Below are 16,205 nucleotides of genomic sequence, written 5' to 3'. Positions count from 1 at the left end.
GGCCAGGGGGCGCGACGACGTCGGCCGCCGCGCCGCCAGGCCCACGCCGAGCCGGAGCGCGATCGTCTCCGCGTGGGAGACGACGTCCTGGTAGCGCTCGGAGGACCGGGTGTCGAACCGGAGCTCCACGGCCTCGGTGGCGTCGGGCGGGAACACCGTCCAGATCACCTCGTGCCGCAGCACGCCGTGGCTGCGGAGCGTCACCACCGCGTCCCCGGCGGGCACCTCCCGCAGCGACGCCGCGTGGTAGGTGATCCGGGTGGCCGAGCGCTGCGAGCGGGCGATCTTCCGCCGCAGCCGGTGCAGGTGGGCCGCGGCCGCCGCGGGGTCGGCGGGGACCTCGGCCAGGATCTCGCACGCGAGCCCGGCGACGACGTCGCCGGTGGGCTCCGGCACCCAGGCGCCGGCGCGCACGTGCCGGGCGTTCTGGCCGACGACGGCGCGGTCGACGGCCTCGAGGGCGGAGCGGAGGCGTGCCGCGGCGACGGGACCGGTGGTGAGCTCCGCGGCGAACCGCTGCGCGACCCGCGGTGCGTCGCCCGGCCGCCACCCGCGCCACCGCTCGGGCAGGCGCAGGTCGATCCGGGAGATCTCGTGCTTCATGCGGTCCTTCCGTCGGGCTGGCCCTGGGAAGGTTCGCGGCGGCGACGGAGCCCCTCGCTCGTTGAGTAGGGGAGATCACTGATCCGGCGGGTAAATCCCCCAGGCGACCTGAGGGGAACGAGCGCGGGCGGCGGGAGCGCCGCCCCCGCCGGCCGCCCGCGGCGCACGGGGGACGGCGAAGGGCCAGGCGCGGCGGTGCCGGCCTGGCCCTTCGGAAGAGCGGGTGACGGGAATCGAACCCGCGCTATCAGCTTGGGAAGCTGAAGTTCTACCATTGAACTACACCCGCGTGACCGGCCCGGGCTGCAGGAACCCGGCGGTCGACGCGTCCCCCGCGAGGGGAACGCGCGTCCAGCATAGCGGCTCCGGACGGGCGCACACGCGCCGCGCCCGGAGCGCGCCTCACGCGTCGCTCAGACGGTGACCTCCACCCGCACGGTCGTGCCCGCGGGGGCGTACGGCACGGTCGAGCCCTCGACGGGCACCCCGTCCACGACCAGCCGCCCGCGCGCGCCCGGCGTGCCGGCGTTGGTCACGGCGATCTCGTACCGGGCGCCGCGGGCGACCCGGGTGACGGTGAACGAGGGCACGTCCGGCCCGATCTGCGGGTCGACGACCAGGCCGTCGTGCTCCGGCCGGACGCCCAGCAGGTACTGCGAGACGGCCACGAAGTTCCACGCCGCGGTGCCGGTGAGCCAGGAGTTCTTCGCCTCGCCGTGCCGCACCGCCTCCTTGCCCGCGATCATCTGGGCGTACACGTACGGCTCGAGCCGGTGCACGTCGGAGATGTCCTCGCGGTACGCGGGCGTGATCCGGCGGTAGTAGTCGAACGCCCGCTCGCCGCGGCCGAGGACCGTCTCGCCGATGATCACCCACGGGTTGTTGTGGCAGAAGATCCCGCCGTTCTCCTTGTAGCCCGGCGGGTAGGTCGACACCTCGCCGAGCTCCACCTGGTAGCTCGTGTAGGCGGGCCACTGCAGGACCATCCCGTGCGGCGTCGCCAGGTGCTCGTGCACCGAGTCGAGCGCACGGACGGCGGGGCTCGCGGGGGAGGCGGGGTCGGACGCGTCCACGCCGATCCCGGCCATGACCGCGAAGCCCTGCGGCTCGATCCAGATCTTGCCCTCGGGCTTCGCGTCGGTCCCCACCGGGTTGCCGTAGAAGTCGTAGGCGCGCAGGAACCACTCGCCGTCCCAGCCGTGCTCCAGCACCGCGGTCCGCATGTCCTCGACCGCGGCGCGCGCCTCGGCCGCGACGTCCGCCAGCCCGCGGCGCTCCGCGAGCTCGGCGTACTCCGGGCCGATGTGCACGAACATCGCGGCGATGAACACCGACTCCGCGACCCCGCCGGCCTGGTTCTCGGTCGTCTGGAACGACTCGCCGGGCTCGGTGGAGAAGCAGTTGAGGTTGAGGCAGTCGTTCCAGTCGGCGCGGCCGATCAGCGGCAGGCCGTGCGGGCCGCGGTTCTCGACCGTGAACCGGAACGACCGGGTCAGGTGCTCGAACAGCGGGACCTCGGAGCCCGGCTCGTTGTCGAACGGCACCGGCTCGTCGAGGACGGCCCAGTCGCCGGTCTCCTTGACGTAGGCGGCGACGCCGAGGATCAGCCACAGCGGGTCGTCGTTGAAGCCGGAGCCGATGTCGTTGTTCCCGCGCTTCGTCAGCGGCTGGTACTGGTGGTACGCCGAGCCGTCCGCGAACTGGGTCGAGGCGATGTCGATGATGCGCTGCCGCGCGCGCTCCGGGACCAGGTGCACGAAGCCGAGCAGGTCCTGGTTGGAGTCGCGGAAGCCCATGCCGCGGCCGATGCCGGTCTCGAAGTAGGACGCCGACCGGGACATGTTGAACGTGACCATGCACTGGTACTGGTTCCAGATGTTGACCATCCGGTCCAGCTTCTCGTCCGTGCTCGTCACCGAGTAGGTGGACAGCAGGTCCGTCCAGGACGTCCGGAGCGCCTCGAAAGCCGCGAGGGTCTGCTCGGTGGTCGCGAACCGGGACAGCAGCGCGTGCGCGCGCTCGCGGTTCACCCGCTGCATCGCGGGGACGCCGGCGGCCTCGTCGGCGGGCGCCCACTTCTCGTCGTGCGGGTTCTCGACGTAGCCGAGGACGTAGGTGAGCGACCGGCTCTCGCCCGGCGCGAGGGTGACGTCGACCTGGTGCGAGCCGATCGGGTACCAGCCCGACGCGACCGAGCCGGTCGCCTTGCCCGCGTGCGGCACGGCCGCCTCGCCCAGCCCGTTGTAGGGGCCGGTGAAGGAGTCCCGGTCGGTGTCGAAGCCGTCGGCCCGGGTGTTCACGCCGTAGACCGCGTAGTGGTCGCGGCGCTCGCGGTACTCCGTCTTGTGGAAGATCGCCGACCCGTGCGGGCCGTCCAGCTCCACCTCGACCTCGGCGAGCGACAGGTTGCGCTGGTAGTTCGTCTGGTCGTCCTGGGCGTTCCACAGGCAGAACTCGACGAACGAGAACAGGCTGACCGTCTTCTCCGCCTCGGAGGTGTTGGTCAGCGTGACGTGCTGGACCTCGGCGGTCTCGCCGAGCGGCACGAAGAACAGCGTCTCGACCCGCAGCCCGTTCCGCTCGCCGGTGATCCGGGAGTAGCCCAGGCCGTGCCGCGCCTCGTAGTGGTCGAGCTCGGCCTTGACCGGCAGCCAGCCCGGCGTCCACACGTCGCCGCCGTCGTGGACGTAGAAGTACCGGCCGCCCTCGTCGGTGGGGATGTTGTTGTACCGGTAGCGCGTGAGCCGGCGCATCTTCGCGTCGCGGTAGAAGGAGTAGCCGCCGCCGGTGTGCGACAGCAGCGAGAAGAACTCCTCCGAGCCCAGGTAGTTGATCCAGGGATACGGGGTCCGCGGCGTCGTGATGACGTACTCGCGTGCCTCGTCGTCGAAGTGGCCGTACCGCATCGTCGCGCCTTCCGGTCGTCAGTGGTGGCCGCTGCGGGAGCGCTCCCACGCGGCGTGCGTCGGTCAGCGTAGCGCACGGTCGAAACGCTTCCGGCGGGCGGTGGTCCCGGGTGCGCCCTCGTGCCACCGGCCTGGAACGGAGGTCCTACTCAGCGCGCCGTGGCGCGTCCTAGCGTCGCTGATGGACGCAGAGCAGCGGTGTCGGCCGTGACGGTGCACGCGTACGTCGACGAGTCGAAGGCTCGCGACTACCTGCTCGCCGTGCTGGAGGTCGAGCCGCGCCGCACCCCCGGTGTCCGGGACGTCGTCCGTGACCTGGTGCCGCCCAGGCAGCGCCGGCTGCACATGCGGGACGAGCCCGATCGCCGCCGACGGCAGATCGTCTCGGCGCTCGCCGCGATGGACGAGCGCGTCGTCATCTACCGCGCCGCCGCCGACGGGGTGGCGGCGCAGATCGAGCGGAGGCGCGCGTGCCTGGCGCGCCTGGTGCCCGACCTGGCCGGTCGGTGCGATCTCCTGGTCCTCGAGTCCGACGAGTCGCAGGACGCCCGCGACCGCAGGGACCTCATCGAGCTCACCCGCATGGCGGGATGTCGGGACACCTCGCGCTACCGGCACCTGCGAGCGGCGCAGGAGCCCGTGCTGGCCGTGCCCGACGTGGCCGCGTGGTGCTGGGCGCGCGGGGGCGAGTGGCGTCGGCGCGCCCAGGGACTCGTCGCGGAGGTCGTCGACGTCTGAGCGTGCGTAGGGCCCGAGCGCTCTGCCCTCCGGACAGAGTCTCGGGCCCTCGACTTCCTCGGGGATCAGCTCCCCGGGCGATGACGGCACTCTACCGACGCCGCTCCCACCGGCGGAAGTCGGATCTCGAGGGCCCCGCCGACCCCGGTACCGTGGTCCCGTGCTGCTCTCCGACCGCGACATCACCGCCGAGCTCGACTCCGGCCGGGTGGTCCTCGACCCGTACGACCCCGCGATGGTGCAGCCGTCGAGCGTCGACGTCCGCCTCGACCGGTTCTTCCGGCTGTTCGACAACCACAAGTACGCGGTCATCGACCCGGCGCAGGACCAGCCGGACCTGACGCGGCTGGTCGAGGTCGACGGCGACGAGCCGTTCGTGCTGCACCCCGGCGAGTTCGTCCTGGGCTCGACGTTCGAGCAGGTGACCCTGCCGGACGACATCGCCGCCCGCCTGGAGGGCAAGTCCTCGCTCGGCCGGCTCGGCCTGCTGACGCACTCGACGGCCGGGTTCATCGACCCGGGCTTCTCGGGCCACGTGACGCTCGAGCTGTCGAACGTCGCGACGCTGCCGATCACCCTGTGGCCCGGCATGAAGATCGGGCAGATGTGCTTCTTCCGGCTGTCCTCGCCGGCGCTCGCGCCGTACGGCTCGGGGGCGGCCGGCTCCCGGTACCAGGGCCAGCGCGGGCCGACGGCCTCGCGCTCGTGGCAGCACTTCCACCGCACCCGGGTCTGACCCCGCCGTGACCGCGTCGCTGCCCCCGCTGCCCGAGGTGCCCGCCGCCGCGGGCGTCACGCCGCCGCCCGGGCGGCACCTGCTCGTGCTCCCCGAGGGAGTCGTGCCGGACGAGCTGGACGTGCTCGCGAGCAGCAGGTTCCCGGCCGCGCGGTGGGAGCGCCCGCCGCGCGTCCCGTCCGGGCGGCGCGCCTCGGGGGCCGCCCGTGGCGCCGCCCCGGCCGCCACGCCCGGTGTGCTGCGGATCGGCCGGCTGTCGACGCTCACCGGCCCGTTCGCGCTGGAGCCCGCGCAGCTCGCGCGCTGGGGGCTGCCGTCCGACGCGCGCGTCGCCTGGGTCGTGGACTGCCCGCGCGAGCGCGCCGAGCAGCCCGCGTTCGGCGGCGACCGGGACGGGCTGCGCCGGGCGTTCGGGACCGCGGGCCCCGTGCGCGAGGAGCAGCGCGTCGTGCAGTGGCTCGTCGCGGTGGCGCGCCGGCTCGGCGGCGCGCTGCGCGTCGACTCCGGGGTGGTGCTGGAGCCGGACATGGACGCCGCCCTCGACCTCACGGTGCTGACCGACCGCTGGGTGGAGCCCGGGACGGTGCTCGAGGCCGCCCGCCGGGTGTCGTCCCGGGCCACCCTGGACGCGCCGCCCGCGCCGGACGCGCGGCGGGCGTCGCCGGAGCAGGCGGGCGCCGCGCTCGCCGCGCGCGACCGGGTGGGCGCCGGTGTCGCCGACGCCGAGGAGCGCCGCCGGCTGCACGCCGAGGCGGACGCGTTCGACGCCCACATGCGCGAGAACCCGCCGCCGTCCGAGGCGTTCGGCCTGCAGGTCGACCTGGGGGTCGACGGCATCGTGGTCGTCGAGGTGGCCGCCGAGGCGGAGGTGCCGCACGTGCTGGCGGCGGTCGACTGGGCGGCCGGCGGGGTCGTCGCGTACCGGGTCCGCTGGGAGGCCCCCGACGTGGAGCAGCTGGAGTCCGAGCGGCCGTCGCTGCCGCACCGGGTCGCGCGCGGCCGCGCGGCGCGGGTGGTGCGCGGCGTCGCGCGCGAGGTGCACGCCGAGGTGGGCGGGGAGATCGCCGACATGGCGGGCTTCCTGGTGGACCCCGCCGACCTCTGACGCCCGGGACGGCACCCCCGTGCCGCGGCGCTCCGCAGTTGCGGGCTCCCCGGCCGCGGCAGACGATGAATCCGCAGGCGACCCCGCCGGTTCCCACGACCGGGCGGGCGTCGCCTTTCGCATTCACCGCCCAGGACGGAGGACGCCCGCATGGCCGACCAGTACACGTTCCAGGACCCGATCGCGCAGTACCCGATGCCCGAGCCGCCGGAGCAGAGCCAGGACGGGCCGGGTCTCGACGCCGACCTCGCGCCGCAGGCCGACCACGGCCAGGACACCTACCGCGGCTCCGGCCGCCTGGCGGGCCGCAAGGCGATCGTCACCGGCGGCGACTCCGGCATCGGCCGCGCGGTCGCGATCGCGTTCGCCCGGGAGGGCGCCGACATCGTGCTGTCGTACCTGCCCGAGGAGCAGGAGGACGCCGACCGGGTCGCGGAGCTCGTCCGCGAGGCCGGCCGGACGATCGTGCTGGCCCCGGGCGACGTCGTCGACCAGGGCTACACCCGGTCGCTGGTCCGCACCGCGCTCGACGAGCTCGGCGGCCTGGACACGCTCGCGGTCATCGCGGGCCGCCAGCAGTACGTCGAGGACATCACCGAGCTGACGCCGGAGTCGTTCGACGAGACGTTCAAGACCAACGTCTACGCGCTCTACTGGCTGGTCCAGGAGGCGGTGCCGCACCTGCCGAAGGGCGCGAGCATCATCACGACCTCCTCGATCCAGGCCTACGAGCCGGCGCCGATCCTGGTCGACTACGCCACCACCAAGGCGGCGATCAACACGATGTCCAAGGCGCTGGCGGGCCAGCTCGCCCCGAAGGGCATCCGGGTCAACGTCGTGGCGCCGGGCCCGATCTGGACCCCGCTGCAGACCGCGGGCGGCCAGCCGCCCGAGAAGCTGCCGGACTTCGGCACGCAGACGCCGTACGGCCGCGCCGGTCAGCCGGCGGAGCTCGCGCCCGCGTACGTGTTCCTCGCCTCCCAGGAGTCGAGCTACGTCAGCGGCGAGACGCTGAACGTCAACGGGGGGATGCCGACCCCGTGACGGTTCCGGCACCGGGCCCCGCTCGGGGCCCCGCGGCGAGGACGGGCGCGTGACGGAGCAGCCCGGCCTGCAGAACCTCGACGGCGACGCCGGCACGCGCACGGAGGGGTCGGGCCACGCGGCGGCCGAGGAGCTGCGCGACCCGACCCCTCGCACAGGCGGGTACGCCGACCTGCGGGCGTACGCGGTGCTGGGCGACGGGCGGACGGTCGCGCTGGTCGCGGACGACGGCCGGGTGGACTGGTTCCCCGTGCCCGACCTGGACACGCCGCCGGTGTTCGCGGCCCTGCTGGACGCGGACGCCGGCGGGTACGTGGAGCTCGCGCCGACGGTCCCGTACCGGCTGCGCCGGCAGTACGTCGTCGGTACGAACGTGCTGGTCACGACGTACGACACCGGGGGCGGCCGGGTGCGGGTCACGCAGGCGATGAACACCGGCGTGGCCGGGCGGCTGCCGTGGAGCGAGCTCGCGGCGCGGGTGGAGGGCCTGGCGGGCTCGGTGCCGATGGCCTGGCGGGTGGCGCCCGGGACGGTGCTCGGCAGCGCCTCGCCGTGGGTCCAGCGGACCCACGTCGGACCGGTGCTGCGCGCCGACGGCGTGACGCTCACCGTGCGGACCCTCGGGGAGATGACCTCCGTCGTCGACGACCAGGCGTGCACCGGGGCGTTCGAGGCGACGCCCGGGTCCCGGCACCTGGTCGCGGTGGTGGGCACCGAGCGCGAGCCGGTCATGGTGCCCGACCCGGAGGACGTCGACCGCGGCATCGACCGCACCGTGGAGAACTGGCGCGCCTGGACCCGCGAGTTCCACTACGACGGTCCGTGGGGCAAGGCCGTGCAGCGCAGCGCGCTCGCCCTCAAGCTGCTGCTGCACGAGCCGACCGGCGCGATCGCCGCGGCGGCGACGACCTCGCTGCCGGAGAGCCGGTCGGGCGGCAAGAACTGGGACTACCGGTACGCGTGGGTCCGGGACGCCGCGTACACCCTGGACGCCTGGATCGGCTTCGGGCTGCGCGAGGAGGTGCACGCCGCCATCTCGTGGACCCTGCGGACGCTGCGCGCGCACGGCGTGCGGATCTTCTTCGCGCTCGACGGCTCCCTCCCGCCCGGGCCCGCGCGGCACGACGTGCCCGGCTGGCGGGGGACCGGCCCGGTCGTCACCGGCAACCGCGCCGACGGACAGCTCCAGCTCGGGGTGTACGGCGACGTCCTGGCGGTCGTCCGCGGGTACGTCGACGCCGGCAACCTGCTGGACGCGGAGACCGGCCGGCTCCTGGCCGCGGTCGCGGACGAGGCCGCCGACGCGTGGCACCGGCCGGACGCCGGGATGTGGGAGCTGACCGAGGAGCAGCACTACACGTCGTCCAAGCTCGGCTGCTGGCAGGCGCTGCGGTGCGCGGTGCACCTCGCCGAGCTCGGGCAGATCCCCGGCCAGCCCGACCGCTGGCGCGCCGAGGCCGACCGGATCGCGCGCTGGGTCGGCGAGCACTGCTGGTCCGAGGAGCGGGGCGCCTACATCATGCACCCCGGGTCGGACCGGCTCGACGCGTCGGTGCTGCTGCACGCCCGCAGCGGCTTCGACACCGGCGAGCGCATGAGCCGGACCGTCGACGCCCTGCGGGCCGAGCTCGGCTCCGGCCCGCTGCTGCACCGGTACTCCGGCATGCCCGAGGAGGAGGGCGCCTTCGTCGCGTGCGCGTTCTGGGGCGTGGCGGCGCTGGCGCTGGTCGGGCGGCCCCGGGAGGCGGCGGACTGGATGGAGGAGCTGCTGGCGCTGGCGAACGACGTCGGGGTGTGGCCCGAGATGATCGACCCCGCGACGGGGGACTTCCTCGGCAACGTCCCGCAGGCGCTCAGCCACCTGGCGCTGGTGCAGGCCGCGCTCACCCTGGCGCCCGCGCTCGACGACGACCACCCGGTGGCGGGCTGACCCGCCGCCGGCAGCACGACCGGCGCCCGCCACCGGCGCGCGCCGCACCCGACCCGAGGAGGACCCCATGGACCTGGGCATCACCGGGCGCGTCGCGCTCGTCACCGGCGGCGACTCCGGCATCGGCCTCGCCACCGCGCGCCTGCTGCTCGACGAGGGCGCCCGCGTCGTGCTGACCGACCAGGACGCCGCGGCGCTGGAGGCGGCGGTCGCCGACCTCGGCGCCGGACCGGACCGGCTGCTGCCGGTGCTGGCCGACCTCACCGTGCCCGCGGAGGTCGAGGCGCTCGCGGCCCGCGCGGCCGACGCGTTCGGCGCGCCGGAGATCCTGGTGCACGCCGCCGGCGTGACGGGCGCGCAGGGCCTGTTCCACGAGATCGACGACGCCGGCTGGGCCCGGACGATCGAGGTCGACCTGCTGGCGGCCGTCCGCGTCGTGCGCGCGGTGCTCGGCCCGATGCGGGCGGCCGGGTGGGGGCGGGTCGTGCTGCTGGCGTCCGAGGACGGCGTGCAGCCCTACGTGGACGAGCTGCCGTACTGCGCGGCCAAGGCCGGCGTGCTGTCGCTGGCCAAGGGCCTGTCGAAGTCCTACGGCCCGGAGGGCGTGCTGGTGAACGCGGTGTCGCCGGCGTTCGTCGCGACGCCGATGACCGACGCGATGATGGACCAGCGGGCCGAGGAGCGCGGCACCGACCGGGACGAGGCGATCGCGTCGTTCCTGGACGAGGAGCGGCCGTTCCTCACCGCGAAGCGGCGCGGCGAGGCCGACGAGGTCGCCGCGGTGATCGCGTTCCTGGTGTCCGAGCGCGCGAGCTTCGTCAACGGCGCGAACTACCGGGTCGACTCGGGGTCGGTCGCGACGATCTGACGCCGCCGGCCGCCGGCGGACCGGCGGGCCGCCACCCGGAGGTGACGGCCCCGCCGGCGCGTCCCGGTTCAGTCCCCGTCGGTCTCGGGCCGCACCGCGCCCAGGGGCTCGGTCGGGGCCGCGAGGTCGCGCCGGGACCGCCGCCGCGGCGGGTCGGGGCGCTCGGCGGCGGCCGGGTCGGGCTCGGGGTCGGCCGCCGGGACCGGGTCGAGGACGATGGTCGCGTCCGTGGTGGCCGGCACCGGGGCGGTCGCCCCGGTCTCGGCCGGGCGCGTGCTCACCCGGGTCGGCGCCGCCGGCTCGGGCTCCGCCGCGACGGGCGCGGGGGGAGCGGCCGGGACGTCCCCGGCGGGCGCACCCACGGACTCCGGGGTGGCGGCGCCCCGCCCGTCGCCGGGCAGCAGCTGCGCCTCCGGTGCCGGGGCCGCGCCGGCCTCGTCCGGGGGCGACAGCTGGATCGCGGTCGTGCTCACGTTCGCGGCGACCGTCTCGCCCGCCGCGGCCCCACGACCGCTGGTCCGCCGCGCGGCGCCCGCCGCCGCGACGATCCGCGCCACCGGGCGGCCGTCCCGGGTGAGCGTGACCTCGTCTCCGTGCTCGACGGCCTGCACCAGCTCGGGCAGCCGGGACGCGGCGTCGGCCAGCGACACCGCCCCCGGGACGGGTGCGCCCGGCAGCGCGGTGGGTGCGGTCGCGGGCGCGGCGGCGGCCCGGGCCGCGTTCCGCGCGTCGATCGCCCGGGTCGCGGCCTTCATGGCCTCGGCGAGCAGGAACACCACGATCGCGAAGCCGAGGGTCAGGCCCCACTCCCGCAGGCCGATCGGCGCCGAGTCGAACCACGAGTTCATGAACGGCACGTAGGTGAAGAAGATCTGCAGCGCGATCAGCGCGCCGGTCGCGGTCCAGACCACCCGGTTCCCGCGCAGCACCCGCAGCGTGAGGCTGGACTCGCCGAGGAACCGGCAGTTGAACAGGTACGCGAGCTGCCCGAGGGCGAGCATCGTCACCGCGGTGGTCTGGGCGACCGCGTAGTCGGTGCCCCGGGCGCTCTCGATGAAGAACACCGCCAGGGTGGCGCCGCCGATGAGCAGCGACACGATGACGACCTGTCGCAGGGACCGGCCCGAGATCACCGACCCCCCGGGCGCGCGCGGCGGCCGGGACATCACGCCGGGCTCCGCCGGCTCGTACGCCAGCGCGAGCGAGAGCGTGACGGCGGTGACGAGGTTGACCCACAGGATCTGGACCGGGGACAGCGGCAGGGTCAGGCCGAACAGCACGGCGACCAGGATGACGAGCGACTGCGCGCCGTTCGTCGGCAGCAGGAAGACGACGGACTTCGCGATGTTGTCGTAGATCCGGCGCCCCTCCTCGACCGCCCGCTCGATGGTGGCGAAGTTGTCGTCCGCGAGGACGATGTCCGCGGCCTCCTTGGTGGCCTCGGTGCCCTTGATGCCCATCGCGATGCCGATGTCGGCCCGGGTGAGGGCGGGGGCGTCGTTCACGCCGTCACCGGTCATCGCGACGACCTCGTCGTGCGACTGCAGGGCGCGCACGATCCGGATCTTGTGCTCCGGGCTGGTGCGCGCGTACACGTCGACGTCCCGGACCCGCTGGCGCAGCTGCTCCTGGGTCATCGCCTCGAGCTCGGCGCCGGTGAGCGCGTGCACGTCGCCGTCCGGCGCCGCGATGCCGAGCTCCCGGGCGATGGCGGTGGCCGTGCCGACGTGGTCGCCGGTGATCATCTTGACCCGGATGCCGGCGCGGTGGCAGTCCGCGATGGCCTGCACGGCCTCGGGCCGCGGCGGGTCGACGATGCCGAACATGCCGAGGAACACGAGGCCGTCCTCGACGTCCGTGACGTCGATCGTGCTGGTGCCGTCCGCGACGGGGCGCTCGGCCGCGGCCAGGGTCCGCAGGCCCTGGGACGCGAGCCCGTCGATCACGGCCTCCCAGCGGGCACGGTCCAGCGGCTCGGTGCCGCCGTCGGCGGCGCGCTGGTGGCTGCACCGGTCGAGCAACCGGTCAGGGGCGCCGACGACGCGGATCCGGGTGCCGGCGCCGGGCACGCGGTTGAGCGTCGCCGTGTACTTCGTGGCGGACTCGAACGGGAGCACGGCGACGCGCTCGACGCCGGTGAGGTCGACGCCGGCCTTGAGCGCGAGGGTCGCGATGGCGCCCTCGGTCGGCTGGCCGACGACCTTCCACAGGCCCCCGTCCTGCACGATCCGGGCGTCGTTGGCCGACGCCGCGGTGGCGATCAGGACGGCGAGGTCCGGGTGCGCGTCCAGGGGCGCGTGCGCCCCGTCCAGCGTGATCCTGCCCTCCGGCGCGTACCCGAGGCCCTCGACCTCGTAGGTCCCGGCGCTGGTGACGACGGTGCGCGTCGTCATCTCGTTCTTGGTGAGGGTGCCGGTCTTGTCCGAGCAGATGGTGGTCACCGAGCCCAGCGCCTCGACGGCGGTGAGCTTGCGGGTGATCGCGTTGCGCCGCGCCATCTGCTGCACGCCGAGCGCCAGGGTCACCGTGACCAGCGCGGGCAGGCCCTCGGGCACGGCGGCGACCGCGAAGCCGATGGCCGCCGAGATGAGCTCCGGCACGTCCCAGTCGTGGATGACGCGGCCGACCACGAGCATGAACGCGGCCATGGCGAGGATGCCGAGGGACAGCGTCTTGCCGAACTGGGCGAGCTTGCGGGACAGCGGGGTGTCGAGGTCGTCCGAGGCCTCGGCGATGAGCGACTGGATCCGGCCGATCTCGGTGCCGCTCCCGGTCGCGGTGACGACGCCCGTGCCGGTGCCGACCGTGACGATCGTGCTGGAGTACAGCATCGAGGCACGGTCGCCCAGGCCGGCGTCGGCCCCCACCGGGTCGACGTGCTTGGTCGCGGGCACGGACTCGCCGGTGAGGGCGGCCTCCTCGACCTGGAGGTTGGTGGACTCGATCAGCCGCACGTCGGCAGGCACGCGGTCGCCGGACCGCACGCGCACGACGTCGCCCGGGACGAGCGAGTCGGCGTCGACCACCTGCCACTGGCCGTCCCGGAGCACCTGGGCGTCGAGCGAGAGCATCGTCCGGATGCCCTTGAGCGCCCGCTCCGCCTGGCCCTCCTGCAGGAAGCCGAGCGCGGCGCTGATCACGGCCACGGCGAGGATGACCGCGAAGTCGATCCAGTCGCCCAGGACCGCCTTGAGCACCGCCGAGGCCAGCAGGATGTAGATGAGCACGTCGTCGAAGTGCCCGAGCAGGCGGCGCAGCCAGCTCCTGCCCGGGGGATCCGGCAGCCGGTTGGGGCCGTGCTCGGCGAGGCGGCGCGCGGCCTCCGCCGCGGGCAGGCCCGTGGGCGTGCTGCGCAGCTCGGCGAGCACGGCCTCGGGGGTCTCGGCGTAGGGCCGGGAACCCGGGGAGGAGCTCAGGCCCGCGGAGTCCGCGGGCGAGGGCGTCGTGAGGGCTGAGGTCGTCATGTCACCACCTGACCGTTCGGCGTCCGAGCCATGGTGGCACGCGTTGTCGCCTCCGATCGACCGAGAGAGCGGTTCTCCGCGCCACCCGGCACTGATCACGCGCGTGATGCCATGAGTGCCGGGCGGCCCCCTCGGGACGTCGGTCCCACCGGTCGGTGGGTGAGGAGGGCCGGCGAGGTTTTACGCGGAGTTCACCCGCCGGGCGTGCGCCGGGCGGCCGCGCGACGCAGGATGGCGTCGAACGAACGGATCGAGGGGGGCGAGTCATGGAGATGAGCACGACCGACCAGCAGGCGTCGGAGACCGAGTTCGACGACACCTGGACGACCGTGAGCAACCCCCGGCGCGTGCGGATCTGACGCGCCGGACCCGTCCCGCCCGGTGTCCTCCGCACCGGGCGGCACACGTCTGGGACGGCCCCGCGGCACCTGCCGCGGGGCCGTCCTCGTCCCGGGTCCCGGGTCCCGGGTCCCGGGCGCCGGGCGGTCGGTGCCGGCCGGGTCGGTGCCGGTCGGTCTCAGGCGGGGCCGCGGAGGCGTCCGAGCACGGCCCGCGCGTCGGCGAGCGCCGTGTCGTCCCGCACGCCCGTGACCGCGTTGTAGTACATGCCGTCGCCGACCAGCTGGACCACGTGGGCGAGCGCCGGGTCGCCGAGCTCGTCGGCCAGCGCCTCGAACCAGTGGCGACGCAGCTCGTCGAGCACGGCGTTGGCGTCGCCGCCCGCCTCCTCGGCGAGCCGGGCGGACGCGATCAGCGCGCGGTCGAGCGGTCCGCCGGACTGCTGCGACTCCCGCAGGTAGTACTCGCTGGCGCCCTCGGGCGCCGCGCGCATCGCCGCGACGTCGGCCTCGCCGAGCGCCGCCAGCCGCTCCCGCTGGCCCTGGACCAGCGCGGCCTTGCTCGGGAAGTGGTAGAGCAGGCCCCCCTTGGACACCTCGGCCGCCGCGGCGACGGCGTCCAGCGTGGCGGCGCGCGGCCCGTGCGCGATCAGCAGGCCCTCGAACGCGTCGAGGAGGCGGTCGCGGGTCGCGGACATGGGAATGACCGTACCGGCCGTGACGCTATACCGTCCGGACGGTACAGTTGCCGTCGATCACCACCGACGAACGAGGTCCTTGTCATGTCCGCCCCGGTCACCACCGGCCCCCGCACCACCACGCCCGCCACCACGCTGCAGCACCGCGGCCGCCCCGTGCGGCCCTGGGCGGTGCTGGCCGTGCTGATGCTCCCCGTGCTGCTCATCTCCGTGGACAACACGGTGCTGAGCTTCGCGCTGCCCTCGATCACCGCCGCGCTCGGGGCCTCGGGGTCCGAGCTGCTGTGGATCGTCGACGCGTACCCGCTGGTGCTCGCGGGCCTGCTCGTGCCGATGGGCAGCCTGGGCGACCGGGTCGGGCGCAAGCGGCTGCTGATGATCGGCGCGACCGGGTTCGCCCTGATCTCGCTGCTCGCCGCCTGGTCCACGAGCCCCGCGATGCTGATCGCCGCGCGCGCCGCGCTCGGCCTGTTCGGCGCGACCCTGATGCCGTCCACGCTGTCGCTGATCCGGAACGTGTTCCTCGACCGCGCGCAGCGGCGGCTGGCCATCGCCATCTGGGCGTCCGGCTTCGCGGGTGGCGCCGCTCTGGGCCCGATCGTCGGCGGCGCGCTGCTCACCCACTTCTGGTGGGGCTCGGTGTTCCTGCTCAACGTGCCGGTGCTGCTGGTGCTGCTGCCGCTCGCCGCGGCGCTCGTGCCCGAGTCGAAGGACCCCGCCCCCGGGCCGCTCGACCCGTGGAGCAGCGTGCTCGCGCTCGCGACCATGCTGCCGCTGGTCTACGCGATCATCGCGACCGGCGAGCACGGGCTGACGGCGACCACCGCCGCGTCCGTGCTCGTCGGCCTGGCCGCCGGGTGGGCGTTCGTCCGGCGGCAGCGCCGGCTCGCCTCCCCGATGCTCGACGTCCGGCTGTTCACCAACCCGGTGTTCTCCGGCGCGGTGTCCGCCAACCTGCTGTCGGTGCTCGGGTTCTCCGGCCTGCTCGTGATCGTGTCCCAGTTCCTCCAGCTCGCGGCCGGGCTCAGCCCGATGGACGCGGGCCTGGTGCTGCTGCCGGGGCTGGTCGCGTCGGTCGCCGCGGGCCTGCTCGCCGTGCGGCTCGTGCGGTACGTCCGGCCGGGCGTGCTCATCGGGTCGAGCTTCCTGCTGGCCGCCGTCGGCTACGGCGTGCTCACCCTCGTCGGCGACGTGCCGACGCCCGTCACCGTCGCGGTGACGTTCGTGGTGATGGGCCTCGGCGTCGGCCTCGCGGAGACGCTGACCAACGACCAGATCACCACGGCCGTCCCGCCGGAGAAGGCCGGCGCCGCGTCGGCGATCTCCGAGACGGCCTACGAGCTCGGCACCACGCTGGGCGTCGCGATCCTGGGCTCGGTGCTCAACGCGACCTACCGGGCGCGGGTGGTGCTGCCGGAGACGCTGACGACCGACCAGGCGCACGCCGCGGGCGAGACCCTCGGCGGCGCGACCGGGGTGGCCGGCGAGGTCGGCGGGGGCACGGGGGAGGCGCTGCTCGAGTCGGCGCGCCTGGCGTTCGACGCGGGCACCCAGCACGCGGCGGCGCTCGGCGCGGTCGTGGCGGTCGGCGCGGCGCTCGTGTCGTTCGTGACCCTCCGCCGCGCGACCGCCCTCTGACCCCGCCGCACGCGACCTCTCGCGGGGCACCCTCGCCGAACGTGCAGAAGGCGCGGGCTTCCGGGCGCGGGAACCCCGCAGGTTCTGCGACCTCGGCGGCGCGGGGCGCGGCCCGCGCGGCGCGGGCGCGGCGCGGG

General features: G+C 74.9%; 11 protein-coding genes, 1 tRNA gene and 1 pseudogene. 7 read left to right on the top strand and 6 right to left on the bottom strand.

Annotated features, from left to right (window positions below):
* From FA014_RS11435 to FA014_RS11425, 3 genes are all read right to left on the bottom strand, one after another.
* Positions 1–603, bottom strand: a 603-nt coding sequence (locus FA014_RS11435; protein ID WP_154729807.1) for a hypothetical protein, incomplete at its 3' end; no start/stop codon positions are given.
* A 218-nt stretch (positions 604–821) separates the two neighbouring features.
* Positions 822–892 (bottom strand) — tRNA-Gly (locus FA014_RS11430).
* 124 nt (positions 893–1,016) lie between these two features.
* Positions 1,017–3,509, bottom strand: coding sequence for a GH36-type glycosyl hydrolase domain-containing protein (locus FA014_RS11425; RefSeq protein WP_154729806.1), 2,493 nt, complete (start codon positions 3,507–3,509; stop codon positions 1,017–1,019).
* Positions 3,510–3,707: 198 nt separating this feature from the next.
* On the opposite strand from FA014_RS11425, the gene FA014_RS11420 reads away from it, so the two are divergent.
* From FA014_RS11420 to FA014_RS11395, 6 genes are all read left to right on the top strand, one after another.
* A complete protein-coding gene (locus tag FA014_RS11420; protein ID WP_154729805.1) occupies positions 3,708–4,247 on the top strand; it encodes a hypothetical protein in 540 nt (179 codons plus the stop codon).
* Between the two features lie 160 nt (positions 4,248–4,407).
* Positions 4,408–4,983, top strand: coding sequence for a dCTP deaminase (gene dcd, locus FA014_RS11415; protein WP_154729804.1), 576 nt, complete (start codon positions 4,408–4,410; stop codon positions 4,981–4,983).
* A gap of 7 nt (positions 4,984–4,990) precedes the next feature.
* Positions 4,991–6,088: a hypothetical protein gene (locus FA014_RS11410; protein ID WP_230323082.1), complete on the top strand. Its 1,098-nt coding sequence runs from the start codon at positions 4,991–4,993 to the stop codon at positions 6,086–6,088.
* A 150-nt stretch (positions 6,089–6,238) separates the two neighbouring features.
* The gene (locus tag FA014_RS11405) at positions 6,239–7,132 is read left to right on the top strand and encodes an SDR family oxidoreductase (RefSeq protein ID WP_154729803.1); all 894 of its coding nucleotides are present in this window, start codon (positions 6,239–6,241) and stop codon (positions 7,130–7,132) included.
* A gap of 133 nt (positions 7,133–7,265) precedes the next feature.
* On the top strand, positions 7,266–9,062 hold the full coding sequence (locus FA014_RS11400) for a glycoside hydrolase family 15 protein (protein WP_230323085.1): 1,797 nt from the start codon (positions 7,266–7,268) through the stop codon (positions 9,060–9,062).
* A 67-nt stretch (positions 9,063–9,129) separates the two neighbouring features.
* Complete coding sequence (locus tag FA014_RS11395) at positions 9,130–9,930, top strand: SDR family NAD(P)-dependent oxidoreductase (RefSeq protein ID WP_154729801.1); 801 nt, start codon at positions 9,130–9,132, stop codon at positions 9,928–9,930.
* Positions 9,931–9,998: 68 nt separating this feature from the next.
* Here FA014_RS11395 and FA014_RS20695 read toward each other — a convergent pair whose 3' ends face one another.
* The 3 genes and pseudogenes from FA014_RS20695 to FA014_RS20950 form a co-directional block, all read right to left on the bottom strand.
* Positions 9,999–10,580 (bottom strand): type II toxin-antitoxin system Phd/YefM family antitoxin, encoded by a 582-nt coding sequence (locus FA014_RS20695; protein WP_419178394.1) that lies wholly within the window; start codon positions 10,578–10,580, stop codon positions 9,999–10,001.
* A 75-nt stretch (positions 10,581–10,655) separates the two neighbouring features.
* Positions 10,656–13,394, bottom strand: a pseudogene (locus FA014_RS11390) (cation-translocating P-type ATPase); the annotation flags it as partial.
* 517 nt (positions 13,395–13,911) lie between these two features.
* The gene (locus tag FA014_RS20950; RefSeq protein WP_154729800.1) at positions 13,912–14,430 is read right to left on the bottom strand and encodes a TetR family transcriptional regulator; all 519 of its coding nucleotides are present in this window, start codon (positions 14,428–14,430) and stop codon (positions 13,912–13,914) included.
* 84 nt (positions 14,431–14,514) lie between these two features.
* Between FA014_RS20950 and FA014_RS11380 the strand changes: the two genes are divergently transcribed.
* Complete coding sequence (locus FA014_RS11380; protein ID WP_154729799.1) at positions 14,515–16,068, top strand: MFS transporter; 1,554 nt, start codon at positions 14,515–14,517, stop codon at positions 16,066–16,068.
* Positions 16,069–16,205 lie beyond the last annotated feature (137 nt).

The sequence above is a fragment of the Cellulomonas hominis genome (assembly GCF_005239125.1).
Taxonomy (GTDB): Bacteria; Actinomycetota; Actinomycetes; order Actinomycetales; family Cellulomonadaceae; genus Cellulomonas; species Cellulomonas hominis_A.
The sequence above is the reverse complement of the archived record's forward strand: the minus strand, read 5'-3'. Positions and strand labels throughout refer to the sequence as shown.